This is a genomic window from Sphingobium sp. PAMC28499 (assembly GCF_004795815.1).
Classification (GTDB): domain Bacteria; phylum Pseudomonadota; class Alphaproteobacteria; order Sphingomonadales; family Sphingomonadaceae; genus Sphingobium; species Sphingobium yanoikuyae.
Genome location: NZ_CP039248.1, coordinates 2,278,747 through 2,295,568, shown reverse-complemented (window position 1 = coordinate 2,295,568; position 16,822 = coordinate 2,278,747). Strand labels below are relative to the sequence as shown.

Annotated in this window: 25 protein-coding genes; 6 read left to right on the top strand and 19 right to left on the bottom strand. The window is 69.2% G+C overall.

Annotation, left to right across the window (positions count from 1 at the left end):
- Nucleotides 1–12: 12 nt before the first annotated feature.
- The 7 genes from E5554_RS11190 to E5554_RS11160 form a co-directional block, all read right to left on the bottom strand.
- A complete protein-coding gene (locus E5554_RS11190) occupies nt 13–414 on the bottom strand; it encodes a peptidoglycan endopeptidase (protein WP_136186820.1) in 402 nt (133 codons plus the stop codon).
- Complete coding sequence (locus E5554_RS11185; RefSeq protein WP_247594431.1) at nt 411–959, bottom strand: phage BR0599 family protein; 549 nt, start codon at nt 957–959, stop codon at nt 411–413. The genes E5554_RS11190 and E5554_RS11185 overlap by 4 nt, the downstream gene beginning before the upstream one ends.
- Nucleotides 956–3,298 carry a DUF2460 domain-containing protein gene (locus E5554_RS11180; protein ID WP_136186819.1) on the bottom strand — a complete coding sequence of 781 codons (2,343 nt, stop codon included), beginning with the start codon at nt 3,296–3,298 and terminating at the stop codon, nt 956–958. Before E5554_RS11180 ends, E5554_RS11185 begins: the two co-directional genes overlap by 4 nt.
- Nucleotides 3,295–3,843 (bottom strand): tail tape measure protein, encoded by a 549-nt coding sequence (locus E5554_RS11175; RefSeq protein WP_136186818.1) that lies wholly within the window; start codon nt 3,841–3,843, stop codon nt 3,295–3,297. Before E5554_RS11175 ends, E5554_RS11180 begins: the two co-directional genes overlap by 4 nt.
- A gap of 195 nt (nt 3,844–4,038) precedes the next feature.
- On the bottom strand, nt 4,039–4,236 hold the full coding sequence (locus E5554_RS11170) for a phage tail assembly chaperone (protein ID WP_136186817.1): 198 nt from the start codon (nt 4,234–4,236) through the stop codon (nt 4,039–4,041).
- The gene (locus E5554_RS11165; RefSeq protein WP_004207801.1) at nt 4,233–4,547 is read right to left on the bottom strand and encodes a GTA-gp10 family protein; all 315 of its coding nucleotides are present in this window, start codon (nt 4,545–4,547) and stop codon (nt 4,233–4,235) included. Before E5554_RS11165 ends, E5554_RS11170 begins: the two co-directional genes overlap by 4 nt.
- Nucleotides 4,544–4,951, bottom strand: coding sequence for a phage tail protein (locus tag E5554_RS11160; RefSeq protein WP_004207802.1), 408 nt, complete (start codon nt 4,949–4,951; stop codon nt 4,544–4,546). Before E5554_RS11160 ends, E5554_RS11165 begins: the two co-directional genes overlap by 4 nt.
- A gap of 56 nt (nt 4,952–5,007) precedes the next feature.
- On the opposite strand from E5554_RS11160, the gene E5554_RS11155 reads away from it, so the two are divergent.
- A complete protein-coding gene (locus E5554_RS11155; RefSeq protein WP_136186816.1) occupies nt 5,008–5,334 on the top strand; it encodes a hypothetical protein in 327 nt (108 codons plus the stop codon).
- On the opposite strand, the gene E5554_RS11150 is transcribed toward E5554_RS11155, so the two are convergent.
- The 4 genes from E5554_RS11150 to E5554_RS11135 all read right to left on the bottom strand — a co-directional run bounded on the left by E5554_RS11150 (nt 5,335) and on the right by E5554_RS11135 (nt 7,670).
- A complete protein-coding gene (locus E5554_RS11150) occupies nt 5,335–5,745 on the bottom strand; it encodes a DUF3168 domain-containing protein (RefSeq protein WP_136186815.1) in 411 nt (136 codons plus the stop codon).
- Nucleotides 5,742–5,948, bottom strand: a complete 207-nt coding sequence (locus E5554_RS11145) for a hypothetical protein (protein WP_136186814.1) — start codon at nt 5,946–5,948, stop codon at nt 5,742–5,744. Before E5554_RS11145 ends, E5554_RS11150 begins: the two co-directional genes overlap by 4 nt.
- Nucleotides 5,945–6,478, bottom strand: a complete 534-nt coding sequence (locus tag E5554_RS11140) for a phage head-tail connector protein (protein ID WP_136186813.1) — start codon at nt 6,476–6,478, stop codon at nt 5,945–5,947. The genes E5554_RS11145 and E5554_RS11140 overlap by 4 nt, the downstream gene beginning before the upstream one ends.
- 73 nt (nt 6,479–6,551) lie before the next feature.
- Nucleotides 6,552–7,670: a phage major capsid protein gene (locus E5554_RS11135; protein ID WP_136188318.1), complete on the bottom strand. Its 1,119-nt coding sequence runs from the start codon at nt 7,668–7,670 to the stop codon at nt 6,552–6,554.
- 169 nt (nt 7,671–7,839) lie between these two features.
- Between E5554_RS11135 and E5554_RS11130 the strand changes: the two genes are divergently transcribed.
- A complete protein-coding gene (locus tag E5554_RS11130) occupies nt 7,840–8,508 on the top strand; it encodes a phytanoyl-CoA dioxygenase family protein (protein WP_136186812.1) in 669 nt (222 codons plus the stop codon).
- 1 nt (nt 8,509) lies between these two features.
- Here the strand turns inward: E5554_RS11130 and E5554_RS11125 are convergent, their stop codons facing one another.
- Genes E5554_RS11125 through E5554_RS11115 form a run of 3 tightly spaced genes read right to left on the bottom strand, consistent with a single transcriptional unit; the run spans nt 8,510 to nt 9,585 of the window.
- The gene (locus E5554_RS11125; RefSeq protein ID WP_136186811.1) at nt 8,510–8,839 is read right to left on the bottom strand and encodes a hypothetical protein; all 330 of its coding nucleotides are present in this window, start codon (nt 8,837–8,839) and stop codon (nt 8,510–8,512) included.
- 12 nt (nt 8,840–8,851) lie between these two features.
- Nucleotides 8,852–9,280, bottom strand: coding sequence for an HK97 family phage prohead protease (locus E5554_RS11120; RefSeq protein ID WP_136186810.1), 429 nt, complete (start codon nt 9,278–9,280; stop codon nt 8,852–8,854).
- Nucleotides 9,277–9,585 carry a DUF6127 family protein gene (locus E5554_RS11115; protein WP_136186809.1) on the bottom strand — a complete coding sequence of 103 codons (309 nt, stop codon included), beginning with the start codon at nt 9,583–9,585 and terminating at the stop codon, nt 9,277–9,279. Before E5554_RS11115 ends, E5554_RS11120 begins: the two co-directional genes overlap by 4 nt.
- A 45-nt stretch (nt 9,586–9,630) precedes the next feature.
- On the opposite strand from E5554_RS11115, the gene E5554_RS23025 reads away from it, so the two are divergent.
- Together E5554_RS23025 and E5554_RS23020 are read left to right on the top strand one after the other, a co-directional pair.
- A complete protein-coding gene (locus E5554_RS23025; RefSeq protein ID WP_007715198.1) occupies nt 9,631–9,798 on the top strand; it encodes a hypothetical protein in 168 nt (55 codons plus the stop codon).
- Nucleotide 9,799: 1 nt separating this feature from the next.
- Nucleotides 9,800–9,943: a hypothetical protein gene (locus E5554_RS23020; protein WP_168708656.1), complete on the top strand. Its 144-nt coding sequence runs from the start codon at nt 9,800–9,802 to the stop codon at nt 9,941–9,943.
- Between the two features lie 108 nt (nt 9,944–10,051).
- Here the strand turns inward: E5554_RS23020 and E5554_RS11110 are convergent, their stop codons facing one another.
- A complete protein-coding gene (locus E5554_RS11110; RefSeq protein ID WP_136186808.1) occupies nt 10,052–11,197 on the bottom strand; it encodes a phage portal protein in 1,146 nt (381 codons plus the stop codon).
- Nucleotides 11,198–11,414: 217 nt separating this feature from the next.
- On the opposite strand from E5554_RS11110, the gene E5554_RS11105 reads away from it, so the two are divergent.
- Nucleotides 11,415–12,137 carry a tetratricopeptide repeat protein gene (locus tag E5554_RS11105; protein ID WP_136186807.1) on the top strand — a complete coding sequence of 241 codons (723 nt, stop codon included), beginning with the start codon at nt 11,415–11,417 and terminating at the stop codon, nt 12,135–12,137.
- Nucleotides 12,138–12,197: 60 nt separating this feature from the next.
- Here the strand turns inward: E5554_RS11105 and E5554_RS11100 are convergent, their stop codons facing one another.
- Nucleotides 12,198–12,536: a hypothetical protein gene (locus E5554_RS11100; protein ID WP_136186806.1), complete on the bottom strand. Its 339-nt coding sequence runs from the start codon at nt 12,534–12,536 to the stop codon at nt 12,198–12,200.
- Between the two features lie 134 nt (nt 12,537–12,670).
- Nucleotides 12,671–13,303 (bottom strand): NAD(P)H-dependent oxidoreductase, encoded by a 633-nt coding sequence (locus tag E5554_RS11095; protein WP_136186805.1) that lies wholly within the window; start codon nt 13,301–13,303, stop codon nt 12,671–12,673.
- A 333-nt stretch (nt 13,304–13,636) separates the two neighbouring features.
- Between E5554_RS11095 and E5554_RS23475 the strand changes: the two genes are divergently transcribed.
- Entirely contained in the window at nt 13,637–13,765 is a 129-nt protein-coding gene (locus E5554_RS23475) for a hypothetical protein (RefSeq protein WP_281729019.1), read from the top strand.
- A 121-nt stretch (nt 13,766–13,886) separates the two neighbouring features.
- Here the strand turns inward: E5554_RS23475 and E5554_RS11090 are convergent, their stop codons facing one another.
- Together E5554_RS11090 and E5554_RS11085 are read right to left on the bottom strand one after the other, a co-directional pair.
- A complete protein-coding gene (locus tag E5554_RS11090) occupies nt 13,887–15,194 on the bottom strand; it encodes a terminase family protein (RefSeq protein WP_136186804.1) in 1,308 nt (435 codons plus the stop codon).
- 244 nt (nt 15,195–15,438) lie between these two features.
- The gene (locus E5554_RS11085; protein ID WP_136186803.1) at nt 15,439–16,755 is read right to left on the bottom strand and encodes a M28 family peptidase; all 1,317 of its coding nucleotides are present in this window, start codon (nt 16,753–16,755) and stop codon (nt 15,439–15,441) included.
- Nucleotides 16,756–16,822 lie beyond the last annotated feature (67 nt).

The window sequence follows — 16,822 nt, the reverse complement described above, 5'->3', positions numbered from 1 at the left end:
TTTCCCTCCCCTTCACGCCCGCCAGATGCGCAGTATCGGCCAGGGCGGCGCACCCGGCGTCTCCACCACCCGCCGCAGCCCGGCATGGGCATGGACGAAGCCGCCCGGCACCAGGATCAGCAGATGCTGGTGCAGCGCGCCCGGCCGCACCAACATCATGTCGCCCACCGCCCCGGCCCTCACCGGCCGCAAACCCGCCGCCTGCGCCCAGTCGTCCGCCCGCCGGTCATCGCCAAAGCGCAGCCCATAATCGCCCGGCATCATGGGTGCGTATCCCGCCGCCCGCATCGCCGCCCCGACCAGCCCGACACAGTCCAGCCCCAGCGCCGGATCGCGCCCCTGCAGCCGGAACGGCACGCCCACCAGCGCCCGCGCCGCCGCCGCGATCGCTGCTCCGCTCCTTGACCCGCTCATCCGCCGGGATAGCGGGTCAACAGGTCGGTGCCCGGCAGATAGGGTTCGCCCCGGAAATTGACCGCATTGCCAAAGCGCGCCGCGCAGCTCACCAACTGCCGGTCGCACCCCTGCGTCAACAGCGCCAGCGTCCCCGGCTCCACGCCAAAGGGCGGCGGATCGGCCAGCCGCAGCGTGCCTGCATCATTGTCGACCACCGCCTGGACGATCCCGGCATTGGCGCCGGTCAGCCAGCGGATCATGCCATAGGCATAGATGCCCGGCTCCAGCCCGGCCGCGTCCACCACCATGTCCGCCACGCCCGTCACCGCCACGATCTGCCGCCGTCCGGCCATTGCCACCCGGCATTGCCGGTCGCCCAGCATCGCGCGGCAATCAGGTGATGTCGATGGCGCCACCGGCTCGGCCAGCATCGCCGCCGCCGCGCCCACCAGTTCGGCGCTGAACGCCCCGCCCTTGCGCGCCACCGCGCCGATCGTCCCGCGCGCCAGCAGCCGCCAGCAAAAGGCCAGCGTGCAAAGCGCCTCCTCCAATCCCCCGCTCATTCGCGTATCTCCACCAGCGGCACCGACACTGCTTCCCCCGCAGCGAAGGTCGCCCGATTAATCTCCAGCCGATCCTCGGCAAAGCGCACCGGCACGTCGAAGCGATAGCCGGCGGTGATCAGCGCGCCTTCGGCCGGCGCCGCATCGAACGCGATCACCCCCAGCCCGACATGCTGCCAGCCATCGGCCTGCTCCACTCCGTCGATCGCCACCCGGATCGTGCCGGCCACCGGCCGGGTGATGCGCCGCGCCTGCGCGTCCGCGCCGCCGCCATAATGACGCATCAACGGAAAGTCGGTCGTCACCCCGTCGCCGCTGCCCAGCCGCTGGTCCAGCGGCCCCGGCGCCATGCCCGGCGGCCCGCTCCGGTCGTCATAGGGATCGGTGAAGCGAAAGCCGCGCGCCGCGCCGCGCCTTGCCCGGAAGAAGGCGATCAGGTCGGCAATGTCCGCGTCGGACCGCACCCCCGGCCCGGCGTCGAAGGACAGGCGGGCGTCGGCCCAGTCGCTGCTGCGCCGCTCATGCCCCGACGGGCTTTCGGCCACCTGCGTCGAAAAGGCCGGCGCCACACTCGCCTCTCGCCCGATCGCGATCGGAAAGCGCACATCGTCAAAGGCCTGCATCGCATCCTCCCCATCCAGTCTGAAACAGGTAAAGCCGTCCCGCGCGACCTGAGGCAGCGCCCAGATATAGGTCGCCGCCGTGCCGCGCCCGACCGACGCCTGGGCCGACGCCGCGATCGCGCGCCACTGGTCGGCCTGCTCGGGCAACAGCACGAAGCCGGAAAAATAATGCTGCTCGGTGACCGGATAGCCCAGCCGCGCGGTCGCCATCTCGATACCCCGCTCGGTCATCCGCGGCCGCCCTTGCGTCACCCAGTCATAATCTTCCAGTTGCAGCACATCGAACGCCGGCGCCGCCCAGCCAACCGGCATGTTCGCCCGCTTGGCCTCGGGCGCCAACGGGTCCAGCACGGTCGGCAGATAGGCCAGAAGATGCGTCACCGCGCCGGGCGCCAGCGCCTTCACCGCCCCGCACAGCCCCGCCGTCGACGCCGCCAGCAGCGCCCCCGCCTCATCCAGCAGATCGCATTGCGCCGCGCTCAGCGGGCCGCGCACATCGGCGATCGACACCGGGCTCCCGCCCAGCGCCGCCCGCGCCGCATCGTCATAGATGCAGATCCGCCCATCCGCCGGCATCACCCACCACCAGGGTTCGCCGACCTGAAACAGGATCGGAATCTCCGCGTCCAGGCCAATGGAAACAAAGGCGCCCGCCACCGCCTGCAAATAGCCCATCGCCCCGCCATGGGCCGGCGACAGCAAGGTCGATGGCGGCGACCAGCCGGTCAGCGCCGGGTCGCCATTCTCCGCCCTTTGCTTCCAGTCGTTCCAGCAATGGGCGTCGAACAATTCATAGGATAGCGACCAGATGATCCCCAGCCCCATCGCCTTGGCCCGCCGCGCAAAGTCCGCATGCCAGGCGGCACAGGGCGCGTTCAGCACCCCGCCGGCCAGGCTGACATAAAGACCCGTGCCCAGCCATTCGAGCCGGAAATAATGGCTCATCCCGACATAATGGTTGATCGCCCCGCGATAACCCAGCGCATGGATCGCCGCGATCAGCCGCTCGGGCGTCTGGTTGAAACTATCGTCATAGCCGGTCGCCATGCTGAGCCCATGTTCCGGCAGCATGACGTCACCCACCGCCAGCACCGATCCCGCCCCGTCGCAGGCGATGTCGCTCAGCTCCGCCCAGCCCTCGACCGGCGCGGCAAAGCCGCTATCGCCCGCATCATAAGCGGGCGGCACCAGCGATATGAACATCCGGTCGACATCGCCGGCCCAGACCGGATCGCTATCGTCGGGCAAGCGGAACCCGCCCTCCAGCGCGGCAAAATCCAGCACGATCTCGGCATCTTCCGGCCCGCCGCTGGCATAGTTCCACAGCCGCACATACCAGGCGCGCGGGGCACCATCGGCATCGCGCCCCTCGATCGTCAGCGTCGGCCCATGCGTCTCGTCCAGCCGCCGCAGTCCGCCACTGCGCCAGCGGAAACGCAGCACGCACTGGCGGAAATCCCGCGCCGTCTCATAGGCCAGCAGCGGATGGCTCCACTGGTCCGCCGCGTCCCAAATCAGCCCCGCCAGATCACCGGAGCCATAGAAGACCGCATCTACCCGTAGACTGTCAGGCCCGGTCGTCACCACGCTCGCCATCATCGGCCGGGGGAAATTCACCGTCCACCACATCGGATCGAACCGCTTGATGAAGCGGCTCTCCTGCCCCCGCCCATGTGCCGGGCCTCCATCGGCCAGCCAATAATCGATCCCGCTCATTGCAGCGCCCCCCGCACCGCCCGCGCCACCTGCCGCGCGCTCCGCGCCAGCAGCCGCGCCTCGCTCTCGTTCCCACGCCCTTGCACCGCGATGTTCACGCGCACGTCGCGCCCGCCGCCACCGCCCGGCACCACCTGGCCGCTCGCTGTCGGCACGAAGAGTTCCGGACCGCGTTCGCCCACCATATAGGCACGTCCCGGCGCCACCGGCCCGCCGGTCGCCCGCCCCGGCAGACCCAGCGCGCTGGTCAGCAGCGACGCCCCCAGTTGCACCAGCCCGCCCCCGCTGCCACCGCCCACGGCCGATCGCAGCGAACTCGCCGCAATCTCGTCCAGCACCGACAGGGCGATCCGCCGCAGATCCTCGAAGCCGAACTTGCCCGTCCGCACCGCGCGCAACAGCCCCTGCTCGATCCGCCGCCCCGCCCGGTCGGCGCCATCGCCCAGCGGCCCTTCCAGCCCCGCGCGCATCGCGTCGACATCGCGCGCCAGCCCCTGCGTATCGGCCCGCACCCGCACCACCAATGTCTCGATTTCCTCGTCCATTCCTCGGCCCCTTCTCCTTGGAAAAGCCCCGCCCCTTCAGGGGAGGGGTTTGGGGTGGGGGCCATCCGGCAAGGCCAACATCAGCCTACGCACCGCCCCAACCTCCGTTCGTTTCGAGCGAAGTCGAGAAACAGGAAAAGCCGCGCCAGCCGCTTCTCGACAGGCTCGAAGCGAACGGATCTTCTGCACTTGAAGTCAGTCCGGCATCGCCTGCATCAGCCGCGCCAGCGCACCCGCATCCACCCCGTCGACCGGCGCGTCATCGCCGCGCATCGCCGCCAGCACGGCGCGCAGTTCCGCCGGGGTGGCGCGCCAGAACTCGTCCGGCCGCCACCCCAGCAGCCAGCCGGCGATCCCCGCCAGCCGCCCCGCCCCATCCGCAAAGCGCGTCATCGCCCCGCCAATATCTGTTGCAATATCGCCTTCAGCACCGGCGTCGCCCGCGCGAGGCCCGCCGCCAGCAGCGCCTCGCCCAGCGCCTCTCGGCTCAGCCCCTCACGCTCGACCAGGCAATGCCAGAACAGCCCGACCAGTTCGGCCAGCGTCAGCTTGCCGTCCGCCGCCCGCTCGACCAGCGCGAACAGCGGCCCCAGTTCCTCCTCCGCCGCCACCAAAGCGGCAAAGCTCGGCCGCAGCGCCAGCGTCTCGCCGCCTAGGTCCAGCGCCGCTTCCCCCCGCACGGGGTTCACCGCCCCGCCGCTCATTCGCTCACCACCGCGCCGCTGCTTTCCAGGCTCAGCGCATAGTTGCGCTCGCCATTATAGTCGCCGGCATAGTCGAGCCGCGTCACCAGGAAGCGGCCGCGCATCCGCTCGCCGCTCTCGAAACTCAGCTCATAATCTTCGATCGTGCCGGCCAGCGCATGGTTGCGCACCCGGATTTCGGCCGCCGATCCGGTGAAGATGCCGGCCGCCGACACGCTGACCGACCGCACCCCCGCGCCCGACAGCAGCTCGCGCCAGCCACCCGAATCCTTGCTGGTGATGTTGACCGCCTCGCCATTCACCGACAGCTGGGTGGTGCGCATCCCGGCCACCGTCTCATATGTTGCCGGGACGTTGCCATTTCCCACCTTCAACAGAAACGCACTTCCTTTTTCGACGCCCATGGCGCATTCTCCCGTCAGACAAAGCGTTCTAAAACGCGGATTAAAGGAGAGGTCTGATGCTCGTGGTTGCTCCCCTTGTGATGATGCTCGCGGCCGCGCCGTCGGCCGACGCCATCGGCGCCGCCCGCAAGGCTTTTGCCGGCTGCCTCTCGGCCCAGGTCCAGCCCTCGCTCGACAAGAAGGTGCCGCTCGGCGAATTTCAGGGTCAGTTGAAGACGACCTGCGCCGACAAGGAGGCGGCCTTCCGCGCCGCGATCCTCGCGCAGGACAAGGCCGACGGCATGTCGGACAAGGATGCGCAGGCCGATGCCGACGATCAGGTGTCCGAATATGTCGACAAGATCATCGGCGAATATGAGGAATATAATAAGCCCGGCACCTGATCAGGCGCCGATAGCCTCGCGCACCACGCGAATGCGGTAATCCGCCACCGCCAGCCAGCCGCCTTCGCCGCGCGCGCCCGTCCGGGCGATCCGCGACCGCAACAGGCTGGCGGTGACGATCCGCCAGCCACTCGCCTGCGCCAGGCGGATGACCGGGTCGATCCGCGCCAGCAGCTCGCCCAGCCTTCCGGCCGTCTCCGCCATGTCATGCAGGCTGATCGACAGGCGCAGCTCGCGCCCCTCGACATCCTTCGCGCCCCAGTCGCTGCCCAGGCATTCGCCGACCACGCCATAGGGCGCGCTCGCCCGCACCGGCGCGCCGTCGAACAGGCCGTTCAGCCGGTCCATCAGGCCGCTGTCGGCCTTCAGCGCCGCGATCACCGCGCTGCGTATCGCCACCTCCGCGCTCATGTCCTGCTCCTTCCCGCCTCGCGCAGGCTGAGGTCCGCCATCCAGCGCGCCTTCAGCCCCGGCGCCGACGCCCGCACCGCCTCGCCCTCGATCGCCGCCGCCACGCCCTGCGCGTCCAGCGCCTGCGCAATCGCTGCGCGCCGCCGCGCCACCCGTTCCTCCATCCGCCGCGTCAGTGTCACCCGCATGACATCGCCCGTCATGAGAGGCGCATCCGCCGCCACGGCCGCCACAGCGCGCTCACGACGGCCGGTGGGGCAGCCCCCTCGTCACCGCGCGCGACGAAATGCTCGGCCGCCAGCCGCATGATCCCCTGGCGCAGCGGCTCGGCGACGCCATTCAGGTCCGTCGCCATCCCCGCCTGATAGTCCACCGCCAGCCGGTTCCCCGGCCGCACCGCCCGCACCCAGCCATCGCCCGACGCATCGATGTCGATCGCATAGGCCTCGACCGGCAGCGGCGTGACCGCCCCCGCATCGTCCACCGCCGCAACCGCACCGACCGCCACCACCGGCCGCGCCGCCAGCCTGTGCCAGCGCCCGTCCGCCGGCACCGTCTCGCGCGCGCCGCGCCGGATCAGCCACTGGCCGACAAATTGCTCGCACAGCGCGCCCGCGCTCCGCAGCAGTCCCGCCAGCACCGCATCCTCGCCATCGCTTTCGATCCGCAGATAGGCCTTCAGCTCCGCCATCGACGCCGCCAGCCCCGCGTCGCTCTCCGTTTCCGTCAGCATCTGCGCCCTCCCCCCAAACAACAGCCCTCAAATGCAAAATGGGGGAAGGAACACGCCCTCCCCCTCCCACCCGTTACGAGGCGGCAAACTTCATCAACTTGATCGCCTCCGAATTGGCCACCGCGCCGCCGATCCGCTTGACCGCGTAGAAATGGACGAACGGCTTGTTGCTGAACGGATCGCGCAGGATGCTGGTGTCGCTGCGTTCGGCGATGACATAGCCGGCCTGGAAATTGCCGAAGGCGATCGACAGGCTGTTCGCGGCAATGTCGGGCATGTCCTCCGCCTCGACCACCGGATAGCCGAGCAGGGTCGCGGGCTGCCCGGCCGCCAGCCCCGGCTGCCAGATGAAGGCGCCATCGCTGGTCTTCATCTTTCGGATCGCCGCCAGCGTCGCCGAGTTCATCACGAAGCTCGCCCCCTGGCGATAGGGCGCGCGCAGGCTCTGGACCAGGTCAATGAGCTTGTCCTGCGGGTTCGACGCGGCAAAGCCCCCGGCCGCCCCCGACGCCACATATTGCAGCGATCCGAACGCACGCACGCTGTCCGCCTCGCTGGTGGTGGTATAGGTCAGGAAGCCCTTGGGCTTGTTGGTGCCATTGCCGTTGACGAAGGCCGCCCCCTCGGCCACCGCGAACTCGCGGGCAATCTCGCCCGCCAGCCAGCCTTCGACATCGAACTGCGCGTCGTCCAGCATCGCCTGGCTCGCCGCCGGATTGGCATAAAGCTCGCCCGATGGCGGCGCGATCTCGTTGAAGCTCGGCGTGCCCGTCTCGGCCCGCGCCCCGGTCTCGCTCGCCCAGCCCGACACGATGCCGCCCGCCGTCACCAGCTTGCGATAGCCCGCCGTCCCGGTCCGCACGACATTGGCGATGCCGCGGATCGGCGAGATCGCCTTCAAGGTCGAACCGATCAACTGGTCGATCTCGCGCGGCACCGCATAGCCGCCCGCCGCCCCGCTGGCGCCGGAAAAGCTCTTCAGCTCGACCCCGGCTTCCAGTCCCTGCCGCAGATAGCGCTCGACAAAGGCGCCGCGCGCCGGGTCGACCTCGCCGCCCTTCACCCCATCGAGCGCCGGCCGCCCCATCTGCACCCGCATCGCCCCCAGCTGCGCCTCCAGCGCCGCGATCCGCTCGCCCTGCGCCACCGCCTCGAAAGCGCCCTCCAGCCCGTCCGTCACCACTTCCGTCATAACCATCTCCCGCTTGCCAAAACGAAAAAGGGCGGCCCCAATGGGACCGCCCTTTTTCCTTCTCCCCTTGTGGGAGAAGGATATGAAGCCTTGGCGGCAAAGCCGCCTAGGCGAAGTTGGATGAGGGGAAGGCCTTGCTCCCGTCACATATCTTGGGAAAGAACATATTATGCCCCTCACCCTCGCCACCCACGGCGCCCAGCACCTTCCCGCCGCGCTGTCCGCCGCCGATCTCGCCACGATCGAAGCTGCCCTGGCTCATCTGCCGCCCGACCAGCCGGGCCTGCGCCTCGCCAGCCTGCCCGCGCTTGGTCCGTTGCTCGGCCCGACCGGCGCGATCGGCCGCCACGCCGCCGCGCATCAGGGCGCAGCCAGCCGCCCGGTCCGCGCCATCCTGTTCGACAAGAGCGCCGCCACCAACTGGGCGCTGGGCTGGCATCAGGACCGCACCATCGCCGTGCGCCGGCGCATCGACATAGCGGGATTCGGCCCCTGGACGTTGAAGGCCGGCATCCAGCATGTCGCCCCGCCCCAGCCGCTGCTCGACGCGATGGTCACGCTGCGCCTCCATCTCGATCCCGTCGATGCCGACAATGCCCCGCTGCTGATCGCACCCGGCTCCCACCATCATGGCCGCGTCGCCGAAACCGATGTCGCCGCCCTCGTCGCAAGCTGCGGCATCCAGCCCTGCCTCGCGGCGCGGGGCGACATCTGGCTCTACGCCACGCCGATCCTCCACGCCTCCGACGCCGCCACCAACCCGCGCCACCGCCGCGTCCTGCAACTCGACTACAGCGCCGACCCGCTGCCCGGCGGCCTGGAATGGCTGGGTGTGTGATTCAGCGAAGCTCGGATTCCCAGTCCTCTTCCAGAGGCTGCGCAATCATGGCTTCATAACGCGCCAGCTCAGCTTCAGCGGACAATCTCTTCCGTCGTTCGCGACGCCAATTCCAGAAACCGACCGCACCACAGAAGAGTCCGCCACCCAAGGTCCATCCCAACACCTCACCAGATGCATCGCTGAACAGCCCATGGATGCCAACCGCCAGCAGCATTGCCGACGTGACCATCCCCTGTATCGCCGCCAGATTTTCCTTGTAACGCCCCGGCACTTCCGGACGCCCATATTTTCGCGGTACGACAGACCAGTAGCGCGGAAGTTCCCCCATTCGGTTTGGCTATCAGATATTATTGCCCCCCTCCACCCCGATCACCCGCGCCAGCGGCTGCATCGGGTGCGTCACCAGGCTCACCTCCACCAGCTCCAGCGCCAGCAATTCGCGCGGCCCCCTGCCCCGCGCCGCCTTCACCCGATAGCCAAAGCTCAGCCCATCGACCGCGCCGGCCGCCAGCATCGCCGCCGCCTCGCGCCCGGCCGCACTCGCCCGCGACACGCGGCCGATCACCCGCAGGCCGCGTTTGTCCTCGCGCGCCATCTCGATCCGGCCGATCGGCGCGCCGGGCCGATGCTGCCACAGCAAGGGGACATGCGCCGCCGTCACCGCGCCGAACGCGCCCGGCCGCACCACATCGCCGCCCCGGTCCACCCGGTCGAAGATCGCGGCATAGCCGGCAAAGCGCAGCGCGCCCGCTTCTCCCCGCCCGCTCATCCCTTCACCAGCCCGATGAGGCCCATCTTCACCGCCATGCCCAGCAGCACCAGCGCCATCACGATCCGCACTGCCCAACCGATCGCCGCCCCGCGCGCCGCCTTCTTCGCGTCGCGCCAGGCGCGCAGCAGCTCGCGCAATTCCCGCATGTCGGCCTCGGCCCGCCGATCCTCCAGCCCCAGCCGCGCCAGCGCCCGCCCGGCGCCCAGTTCGCTCGCCTCTTCGATCAGCGCCCGGATCATGACGATATCCATCGGTGCGCCCTCGGCCTGCGCCACCAGCCGCGCCAGCATCTCCTCTTTCATGGTTCCGCCTTCCCTTGGGCGCCGCGCGCCCCTATCTGGGCCCGCATGAAGCGCACCCCTCGCAAATTGCTGATCGCCCTCGTCATCCTCGCGCTCGGCCTCATCGCCTGGCATTTCGGCCTGTTCCGCGCCGGCGACTGCCTGTTGCAGGGCGGCAGCTGGAACATGGACAACGGCTTCTGCCGTCTCGACAGCCTCGCCCGGCCCCTGTGAAGTGGGTGTGAAGCGGGCGCTGCTCGGCGGGCTGCTGGTCCTGATCGCCGCCGCCCTCTGCCTTTGGCAAAGCGACTGGCTCGCCCAGGATCGCTGCCTCGACAGCGGCGGCCGCTGGACCGCGCAGGGCCATTGCCGCCATTAGAAAGCAGACAGGTTCACGCGGAGCCGCGAAGACGCGGAGAAGAGAGCCGCCGCAGGCGGCAGCACAAAAATCTCCGCGCCTCCGCGCCTCCGCGTCTCCGCGCGAACCTCAAATGCCCAGCATCGCCTTCTTCTCCTCGGCGGTCAGGAAGTCCGCCCCCGCCACCCGCTCCCACAGGGCCGCGCGCTCGTCCGACAGCGCCGGCACCGCGTCCAGATCCGGCGCCAGGCTCAGCCCTGGCCACCAGCCCTGCAATCCCTGCGCCAGTCCCGCGCCGATCTTGCCGACCAGCGGCAGGATTGTCTGCCGCCACAGCGCCTTGTTCGCCTCGCGATAATTGGCATACGCATTGTCGCCCGGCAGCCCCATCAGCATCGGCGGCACGCCGAACGCCAGCGATATCTCGCGCGCCGCCGCGGCCTTCAATCCGACAAAGTCCATCTCGGCCGGCGACAGGCTCATCGCCCGCCAGTCTAGCCCGCCCTCCAGCAGCATCGGCCGCCCGGCATTGACCGCGCCGCTGAACGCCGCCTCCATCTCGCGCCGCACCCGCTCAAACTGTTCCGGGCTCAGCACCGATCCGTCGCCCGGCGCATAGACCATCGCCCCCGAAGGGCGCGCCGCATTGTCGAGCAGCGCCTTGTTCCACACCGTGGCGGTATTGTGGATCGCCACCGCCCCCGCCGCCGCACCGACACAGCCCAGGCCATAATGATCGTCGAGCGGATGGAGCGCGCGGATATGGAGCAGGCTGGTCCGCCCCGCGCCATCCTCGGGCGACAGCCGGGTCACGCTCTCGCCCACGCGATAGAGATAGGCCGCCGGCCAGCCGCGCGCATCCGCCTCCACGCTCACCCGCTCGGGCCGCAGCGCGAACAGCTCGGCCGGCATCCCGTCCGCGCCCGCAATCACCTGCACATAGCCATTGCCATGCAGCAGCACATGGCTCGCCAGCGTCTCGATCAGCCCCTGCCCCGCCGACGCCCGCGCCACCAGCCCCCTGACCCGCGCCGCCGCCGCACCATCCACCCCGCCGACCTTCAACGCGCACGCCCCGGCCCCTTCGGACACCAGCCGCATCGCCCGCTGCGCCACCGGATTGCCGATCACCCCGGCGCGCAGTTGCGCCTCATAGCTGGCCGGCCATTCCCCCAGCGCCACCGCCCCCGATCCCCAGGCCCGCGCCAGCACCGGCCGCCCCCGCCCCTCCTGTCCGGCTTCTCCCGACGCCGCCTTCATCCCGAACCATTTCATCGGAGTATCCCCCTATGCAAAAAATCCTCGCCCCGCCGGGGAGAGGATAGGGAAGGTTGGCGGCGCCAGCCGCCTGCCAAAAGCTGGAAAGCGGCGCCCAGCCGCCTACCGAAACTTGGAGAGGGGCAGTGGATCCCCCCAAAATATTGCCACCCTGTTTCCAGCGCCGCCCAGCCCTGCTAATCAGTCGCAATATCCAAGCCAGAGACCTGCCCTGATGACCGCCCCCTCGCCCCTCCTGTCCCAGACCGCCGACCAGATGCGCGAACAACTCGCCGCCTCGCCGGAAGCCGCCGCCGCGCTGATCCGCGCGGGTGCCGATGCCGGCCTGCCCGACGCCCAGGCCTATTATGGCCAGCTGCTGCTCGACGGTCAGGGCATCGCCGCCGACCCGGCCGAAGCCTTCCGCCAGTTCGGCCTCGCCGCCGCCTCGGGCCATGTGATGGCGATCAACATGGTCGGCCGCTGCCATGAAAAGGGCTGGGGCACGCCGGTCGATCCGGTCGCGGCCGCCGCCTGCTATCGCCGCGCAGCCGAAGCTGGCCTCGACTGGGGCATGTATAATTGGGGCAGCGCGCTCGGCCTCGGCGCGGGCGTGGCCCAGGATGAACAGGCGGCGCTCGACTGGTTCCAGAAGGCTGCCGCCCTCGGCCATGCCAAGTCGATCAATTTCCTCGGCGCCTTTCATGAGGAAGGCCGCCTCCTCCCCCGCGACATGGACCGCGCGGACGAATGCTATCGCATCGCGGCGGAGGGTGGCGATTTTCGCGGCCAGTTCAACCATGGCCGGCTGCGCGCCGAGGCCGGCGACATCGCCGCCGCCACCCACTGGATGCAGACCGCCGCGACCAGCGCCACCCCCGCCTTCCGCGCCATGATGCGCGACCAACTGGCCGCCTCGCCCCACGCCGCCCTGCGCGCGCTGGCCGCCGGTCTCTGACCATATCCACGAAAAAGGGCGCGGAAATCCGCGCCCCTTTCGTCCGGCCTCACGCCCGGATCATTTGTTCCGCCGCAGCACCTCGTCGCAGCGGGAATTGGTGCCCGATCCCTTGCCGATCAGCCGCCCCGCCGCCGCGCCACCGGCGCCGGCCAGCACCGTCTCGCCCACGCCGCCGCCGGCGATGATGCTCGCGCCCGCGCCCACGCCCGCGCCGATCGCGGTGCCCTTGTCGCGGCCCTTCTTGCCCTGGAGCAGACAATAGCGCACATCGTCGCGGTCGCGCGGATCGGCCCGCGCCACCCGCGCCCGATCCTTGCTGTTCAGGCTTGCCGCCAGCACCGGGGTTGCGACCATCGTAACAGCGGCCACCGCCGCGATCATCCTGACCATCTTCATGTCCGTCACTCCTGATCGGTGCGAAACGAAGCAGGTGAGCGCCTTGTTCCGGCGCCCATCCTCCTTGTTCACAGCCCCATATAGGGGCCGTGACGGACCGCCGCCTATTGCGGTTAATCCCTATCCGGGCGCCATCAATCGATGCGCGAGATGAAGTCGGCGGCCGGGCGGCGCACCTTCTTCAGATTGACCAGCCAGTCGCCCTCGTCCGCGCGATAGCCCAGCGGCATCATCACCACCGAGCGCAGCCCGCGCGCCCGCAGGTCCAGTATCTCGTCGAGCGCGGCCGGGTCAAAGCCCTCCATCGGCGTCGCGTCCACCTCTTCAAAGGCGGCGGCGGTCAGTGCGATGCCAAGGCCGACATAGGCCTGGCGCGCGGCATGTTCGAAATTGGTCTGCGCGTCGCGCTGCGGATAGGTGTTCAGCAGCATCTGGCGATAGGCTTCCCAGCCCTCGTTGCGGAAACCGCGCTCGTCATTGACCAGGTCGAACATGCCGTTGATCCGGTCGGCGGTATAATTGTCCCAGGCGGCAAAGACGACCAGATGCGACGCGTCGGTCACCTGCGCCTGGTCCCAGGCGATCGCCCGGATCTTGGCGCGGATATCCTTGTTGGTGACGACGATCACCTCGAACTGCTGCAACCCGCTCGACGTCGGCGCCAGCCGCACCGCCTCCAGGATGCGCTCCACCTTGTCCTCGGCCACCAGCTTGTCCGGGTTCATCTTCTTGGTGGCATAGCGCCAGTTCAGACGGTCGATCAGCATGAGAAATCCTTATATTGCAACGGCGCCAGCCTAAACCCGGCCCATGACGCTCAGATGTAGCGCCCACCGCCCCAGGAATAAAGGTCTCACATTGAAACCAAATATTGTTCCGCGCATCCATGGCCTATTCCGCCCCGGCGTGGAGAGGATGGCCTGAAAGCGACCATAAGCGGCGGCAAAATCCTCCCCTTGCAGGGGAGGATGGTCTCGAAGCGACCAGAGATGGCCTTTAACCGCCCCAATTGCGTTGACCACAAGCGGACGCTAATTTGACGAATGCTTACAGTAGGAGGCTCTGTGGTTCAGGTTTACGAACCTATGGAAGGAATTTCCGTGTGGATCGATGGCGGCATTCACATCAAGACGTGTGATCCGCACGGCGACCCCGTAGAAATGAGCGACGAAGAAGCTTTGGCGCTTGCCGCGCTGCTTCACCGACTGGCAGTGCAGCAAAAGCCTTAGTCTGCTTTTCCAAGTTTAGTTCTTGAAAGCTGACTGTCCGCGCCCCACCCCTTTCCTCCATTCTCCGCGCCTCAGCGTCTCCGCGCGAAAATCAATCACGCAGCACGCACCGCCTCCCCCCTCAAAGCCCCCTGACCCGCGCCTCGCCCTTTGTCCCCAGCATCAGTTCGCTCAGCCCCCAGACCAGCGCATCCGCCCGATCGGGCGACCGCCCTGGCCCGACATAACCGCCCCCCGCCAGCAGCCCGCACATCTGGTCCTCCAGCTCCGGGAAAGCCCCGCGATGCGCCACCCGCCCGGCCTCATAGAGCGCCGCCACCGGCTCGGCCCGCGCCGCCTTGCCCCGGCTGGCATGGACCAGCCGCAGCGGCAGCGTCTCCTGCGCCGCGCGCAGCACGCTCGCCACCATGTCGCCGCCATTATTGGCCTCGGCCACCACCCGGTCGGCGCCATGGCCCCGCGCCGCCTGCGCCACCGCCCGCGCCCAGCCTTCGGGCGAGCAGCCCGCCACGCTGGCGTCCGCGATCACATAGCCGCGCCCGTCCCCGCCCAGGGCGACCACGACGATGCCGCACGCATCGCCGCCGGCCGTTGCCGGCGGATCGACCGCCACCACCACCCGCGCCAGCGCGCCCGGCACATGCCGCACCCGGCACGCCTCCAGCGCCGCGCGGGTCCATAGCGCCCCTTCCGCCTCCTCGATCAGCTCGCCATCCAGTTCCTGCCGCCCCAGCCGCGTGCCACCATAAAGCCGCGTCACATCATCGACGAAGCCGGCCGCCAGATGCGCCGCATTGTCCGCCGTCCGCCCCCGCGTCAGCACCACATCGGCGCCATCTCTTGCCACCAGCGCCCGCACCAGCGGCACCGGGCGCGGCGTCGTCGTCGCCACCACGCGCGGATCATGCCCCAGCCGCATCGCCATCATCATATTGTCCCAGGCCGCCTGCCCGCCCGGCCATTTGCCGATCTCGTCGGCCCAGCCATGGCTGAACTGCGGCCCGCGCAGGCTCTCCGGCTCCGCCGCGCCGAACAGGCGCGCCTGCGCGCCATTGGGCCAGGTCAGCGTGCGCAGCGCCGGGGCATAGGCCGGCCTTGCCCACCAGGGCGCCACCGCCAGCAGGCCGCTCGCCCCCTCCACCATCACGCTGCGCGCCTCGCCCAGGGTCGCACCGACCAGCGCGATCCGCGCCTCGGGATCGCGCTCGGCAATGGCGCGCACCCATTCCGCCCCGGCCCGCGTCTTGCCGAAACCGCGCCCCGCCATCATCAGCCAGATGCGCCAGTCGCCCGCCGGGGCGAGTTGCGCCAGCCGCGCCAGAAAATGCCAGTCCTGCCCCAGCCGCTCGGCGGCATCGTCGCTCAGCCAGCGCCCCAGTTCGGGCCAGGCCGCCGCCTGCTCGACCCAGTCGCAATCGGCCATCCGCATCCCCGCCCCCTCCCATTGCCATGATCGCGCGCCCTTCCCCCCGGTTCACGCGGAGGCTCGGAGAGAGGTAATGCCCCCTTCGTCGTCATTCCCGCGAAAGCGGGAACCCATCTCCTGACCGTGCCTCCAGCACCAGTCTGAGGAGATGGATCCGCCCGCCCCACAAACGGCATGCAACAAAAAAGGCCGCCCGCAGGCGGCCTTCTCCGAAAATCTCCGCGCCTCCGCGCGAACCACAAAAATCCTACTTACGCGGCGCCATCCCGCCAAAGGTCACCAGGCTCTCCGCCCCGTCCTTGGCCACCGCCGCGACGCCAATGAAATGATCGTCGACCACGATATCCTTCAGCACCGTCTGCGTCGCGCCAGTCACGACCCGGCTGTCGCTCCAGTCCTGCTTGTCCGCGCGCCGCCAATAGACCTTGTAAGCCGTCGCCCCCGGCACCGCGTCCCAGAAGACCCGCGTGTCCATCGACAGCGCGCCATCGAGCGACACCGTCGCCGGCGCCGCGGGCGCATCGGCCAGTCGCCGCAAGGTCGCGACATTGAGCGCCGTCACCTTCGCCAGATAGGGAAAGTCCATGCCCTCGACCGTGTCGCCATAGACCCGGCCATTTTCGGTGCGCAGGTCCTGATGCTGCCGGTCATAATTCTCGATCCCCACCGAAAAGCGCACCGCCGGGAAGCCCAGGTCCAGGAAGGGCGAATGGTCGCCGCCGCGCCCGAACCGGTCGAACCGCCGCACCGCCAGCACCTCCAGCCCGATCTTCGGGTCGGCCTGCGCAATGCCGTCGATCGCCTTGGCCAGCGCCCGCGACGGGCCGTCATCCTCGCCGCCGATCGCCCGGCGCGTCAGGTTCGCCTTGGCGTCGTCGCCCGCGCGAATGCCTTCGGAAAACACCCGCACCCGGTCGGCTACCACCTGGCCATTCTGGCCCACCGTGTTGCCGACAATATCATTGTTCAGCATCGCCCGCACATGCCAGCCGCGCGCCTTGGCCGTGCTGGCAAGCAGCTTGCCGCCCCACAGCCCCTGCTCCTCGCCCGACAGCAGCGCATAGACGATCGTGCCGTTGAATTTCTGCCCGGCCAGCACCCGCGCCGCCTCGATCACCAGCGCCGTGCCCGACGCATTGTCATTGGCGCCCGGCGCATCGCTGGTGATGTTCATGACATCGGTCACGCGGCTGTCGATATGGCCCGCGACAATCACCACCTCGTTCGGGTCACCGCTCCCCTTCTGGATCGCCAGCACATCGACCACCTCGACCCCGTCGGGCGCGCGCGGCCCGGTGAAGCGATCGGCAACCGTCTCGACGCTCAGACAGCCGCCACAGCCCTTGCCGATCCTCTCGAACTCGGCCTTGCCCCAGGCCCGCGCCGCACCGATCCCGCGCCTGGGGTCGGTCGCGCTCGACAGCGTATGGCGCGTGCCGAAACTGACCAGCCTCTCCACCGTCGCCTTCAACCGCGCAGCATCGGGCGCGGCCGGCGCGGCGGGTGCCGCCAGCACTGGGGTTGCAAGGGCCGAAACGGCAGCGAGCAGGATCAGTTTCTTCATCTGACCAGTCTCTTAGAGGCTTTTCCCGTCAGGTAAAATCATCTGATCGTTCATCCTCGACAGGCCG

Excerpts from the sequence above, each read along its gene's own strand:
- E5554_RS11190 (WP_136186820.1), bottom strand. The coding sequence starts at position 414 with ATGAGCGGGTCAAGGAGCGGAGCAGCGATCGCGGCGGCGGCGCGGGCG.
- E5554_RS11185 (WP_247594431.1), bottom strand. The coding sequence starts at position 959 with ATGAGCGGGGGATTGGAGGAGGCGCTTTGCACGCTGGCCTTTTGCTGG.
- E5554_RS11180 (WP_136186819.1), bottom strand. The coding sequence starts at position 3,298 with ATGAGCGGGATCGATTATTGGCTGGCCGATGGAGGCCCGGCACATGGG.
- E5554_RS11175 (WP_136186818.1), bottom strand. The coding sequence starts at position 3,843 with ATGGACGAGGAAATCGAGACATTGGTGGTGCGGGTGCGGGCCGATACG.
- E5554_RS11170 (WP_136186817.1), bottom strand. The coding sequence starts at position 4,236 with ATGACGCGCTTTGCGGATGGGGCGGGGCGGCTGGCGGGGATCGCCGGC.
- E5554_RS11165 (WP_004207801.1), bottom strand. The coding sequence starts at position 4,547 with ATGAGCGGCGGGGCGGTGAACCCCGTGCGGGGGGAAGCGGCGCTGGAC.
- E5554_RS11160 (WP_004207802.1), bottom strand. The coding sequence starts at position 4,951 with ATGGGCGTCGAAAAAGGAAGTGCGTTTCTGTTGAAGGTGGGAAATGGC.
- E5554_RS11155 (WP_136186816.1), top strand. The coding sequence starts at position 5,008 with ATGCTCGTGGTTGCTCCCCTTGTGATGATGCTCGCGGCCGCGCCGTCG.
- E5554_RS11150 (WP_136186815.1), bottom strand. The coding sequence starts at position 5,745 with ATGAGCGCGGAGGTGGCGATACGCAGCGCGGTGATCGCGGCGCTGAAG.
- E5554_RS11145 (WP_136186814.1), bottom strand. The coding sequence starts at position 5,948 with ATGACGGGCGATGTCATGCGGGTGACACTGACGCGGCGGATGGAGGAA.
- E5554_RS11140 (WP_136186813.1), bottom strand. The coding sequence starts at position 6,478 with ATGCTGACGGAAACGGAGAGCGACGCGGGGCTGGCGGCGTCGATGGCG.
- E5554_RS11135 (WP_136188318.1), bottom strand. The coding sequence starts at position 7,670 with ATGACGGAAGTGGTGACGGACGGGCTGGAGGGCGCTTTCGAGGCGGTG.
- E5554_RS11130 (WP_136186812.1), top strand. The coding sequence starts at position 7,840 with ATGCCCCTCACCCTCGCCACCCACGGCGCCCAGCACCTTCCCGCCGCG.
- E5554_RS11125 (WP_136186811.1), bottom strand. The coding sequence starts at position 8,839 with ATGGGGGAACTTCCGCGCTACTGGTCTGTCGTACCGCGAAAATATGGG.
- E5554_RS11120 (WP_136186810.1), bottom strand. The coding sequence starts at position 9,280 with ATGAGCGGGCGGGGAGAAGCGGGCGCGCTGCGCTTTGCCGGCTATGCC.
- E5554_RS11115 (WP_136186809.1), bottom strand. The coding sequence starts at position 9,585 with ATGAAAGAGGAGATGCTGGCGCGGCTGGTGGCGCAGGCCGAGGGCGCA.
- E5554_RS23025 (WP_007715198.1), top strand. The coding sequence starts at position 9,631 with ATGAAGCGCACCCCTCGCAAATTGCTGATCGCCCTCGTCATCCTCGCG.
- E5554_RS11110 (WP_136186808.1), bottom strand. The coding sequence starts at position 11,197 with ATGAAATGGTTCGGGATGAAGGCGGCGTCGGGAGAAGCCGGACAGGAG.
- E5554_RS11105 (WP_136186807.1), top strand. The coding sequence starts at position 11,415 with ATGACCGCCCCCTCGCCCCTCCTGTCCCAGACCGCCGACCAGATGCGC.
- E5554_RS11100 (WP_136186806.1), bottom strand. The coding sequence starts at position 12,536 with ATGAAGATGGTCAGGATGATCGCGGCGGTGGCCGCTGTTACGATGGTC.
- E5554_RS11095 (WP_136186805.1), bottom strand. The coding sequence starts at position 13,303 with ATGCTGATCGACCGTCTGAACTGGCGCTATGCCACCAAGAAGATGAAC.
- E5554_RS11090 (WP_136186804.1), bottom strand. The coding sequence starts at position 15,194 with ATGCGGATGGCCGATTGCGACTGGGTCGAGCAGGCGGCGGCCTGGCCC.
- E5554_RS11085 (WP_136186803.1), bottom strand. The coding sequence starts at position 16,755 with ATGAAGAAACTGATCCTGCTCGCTGCCGTTTCGGCCCTTGCAACCCCA.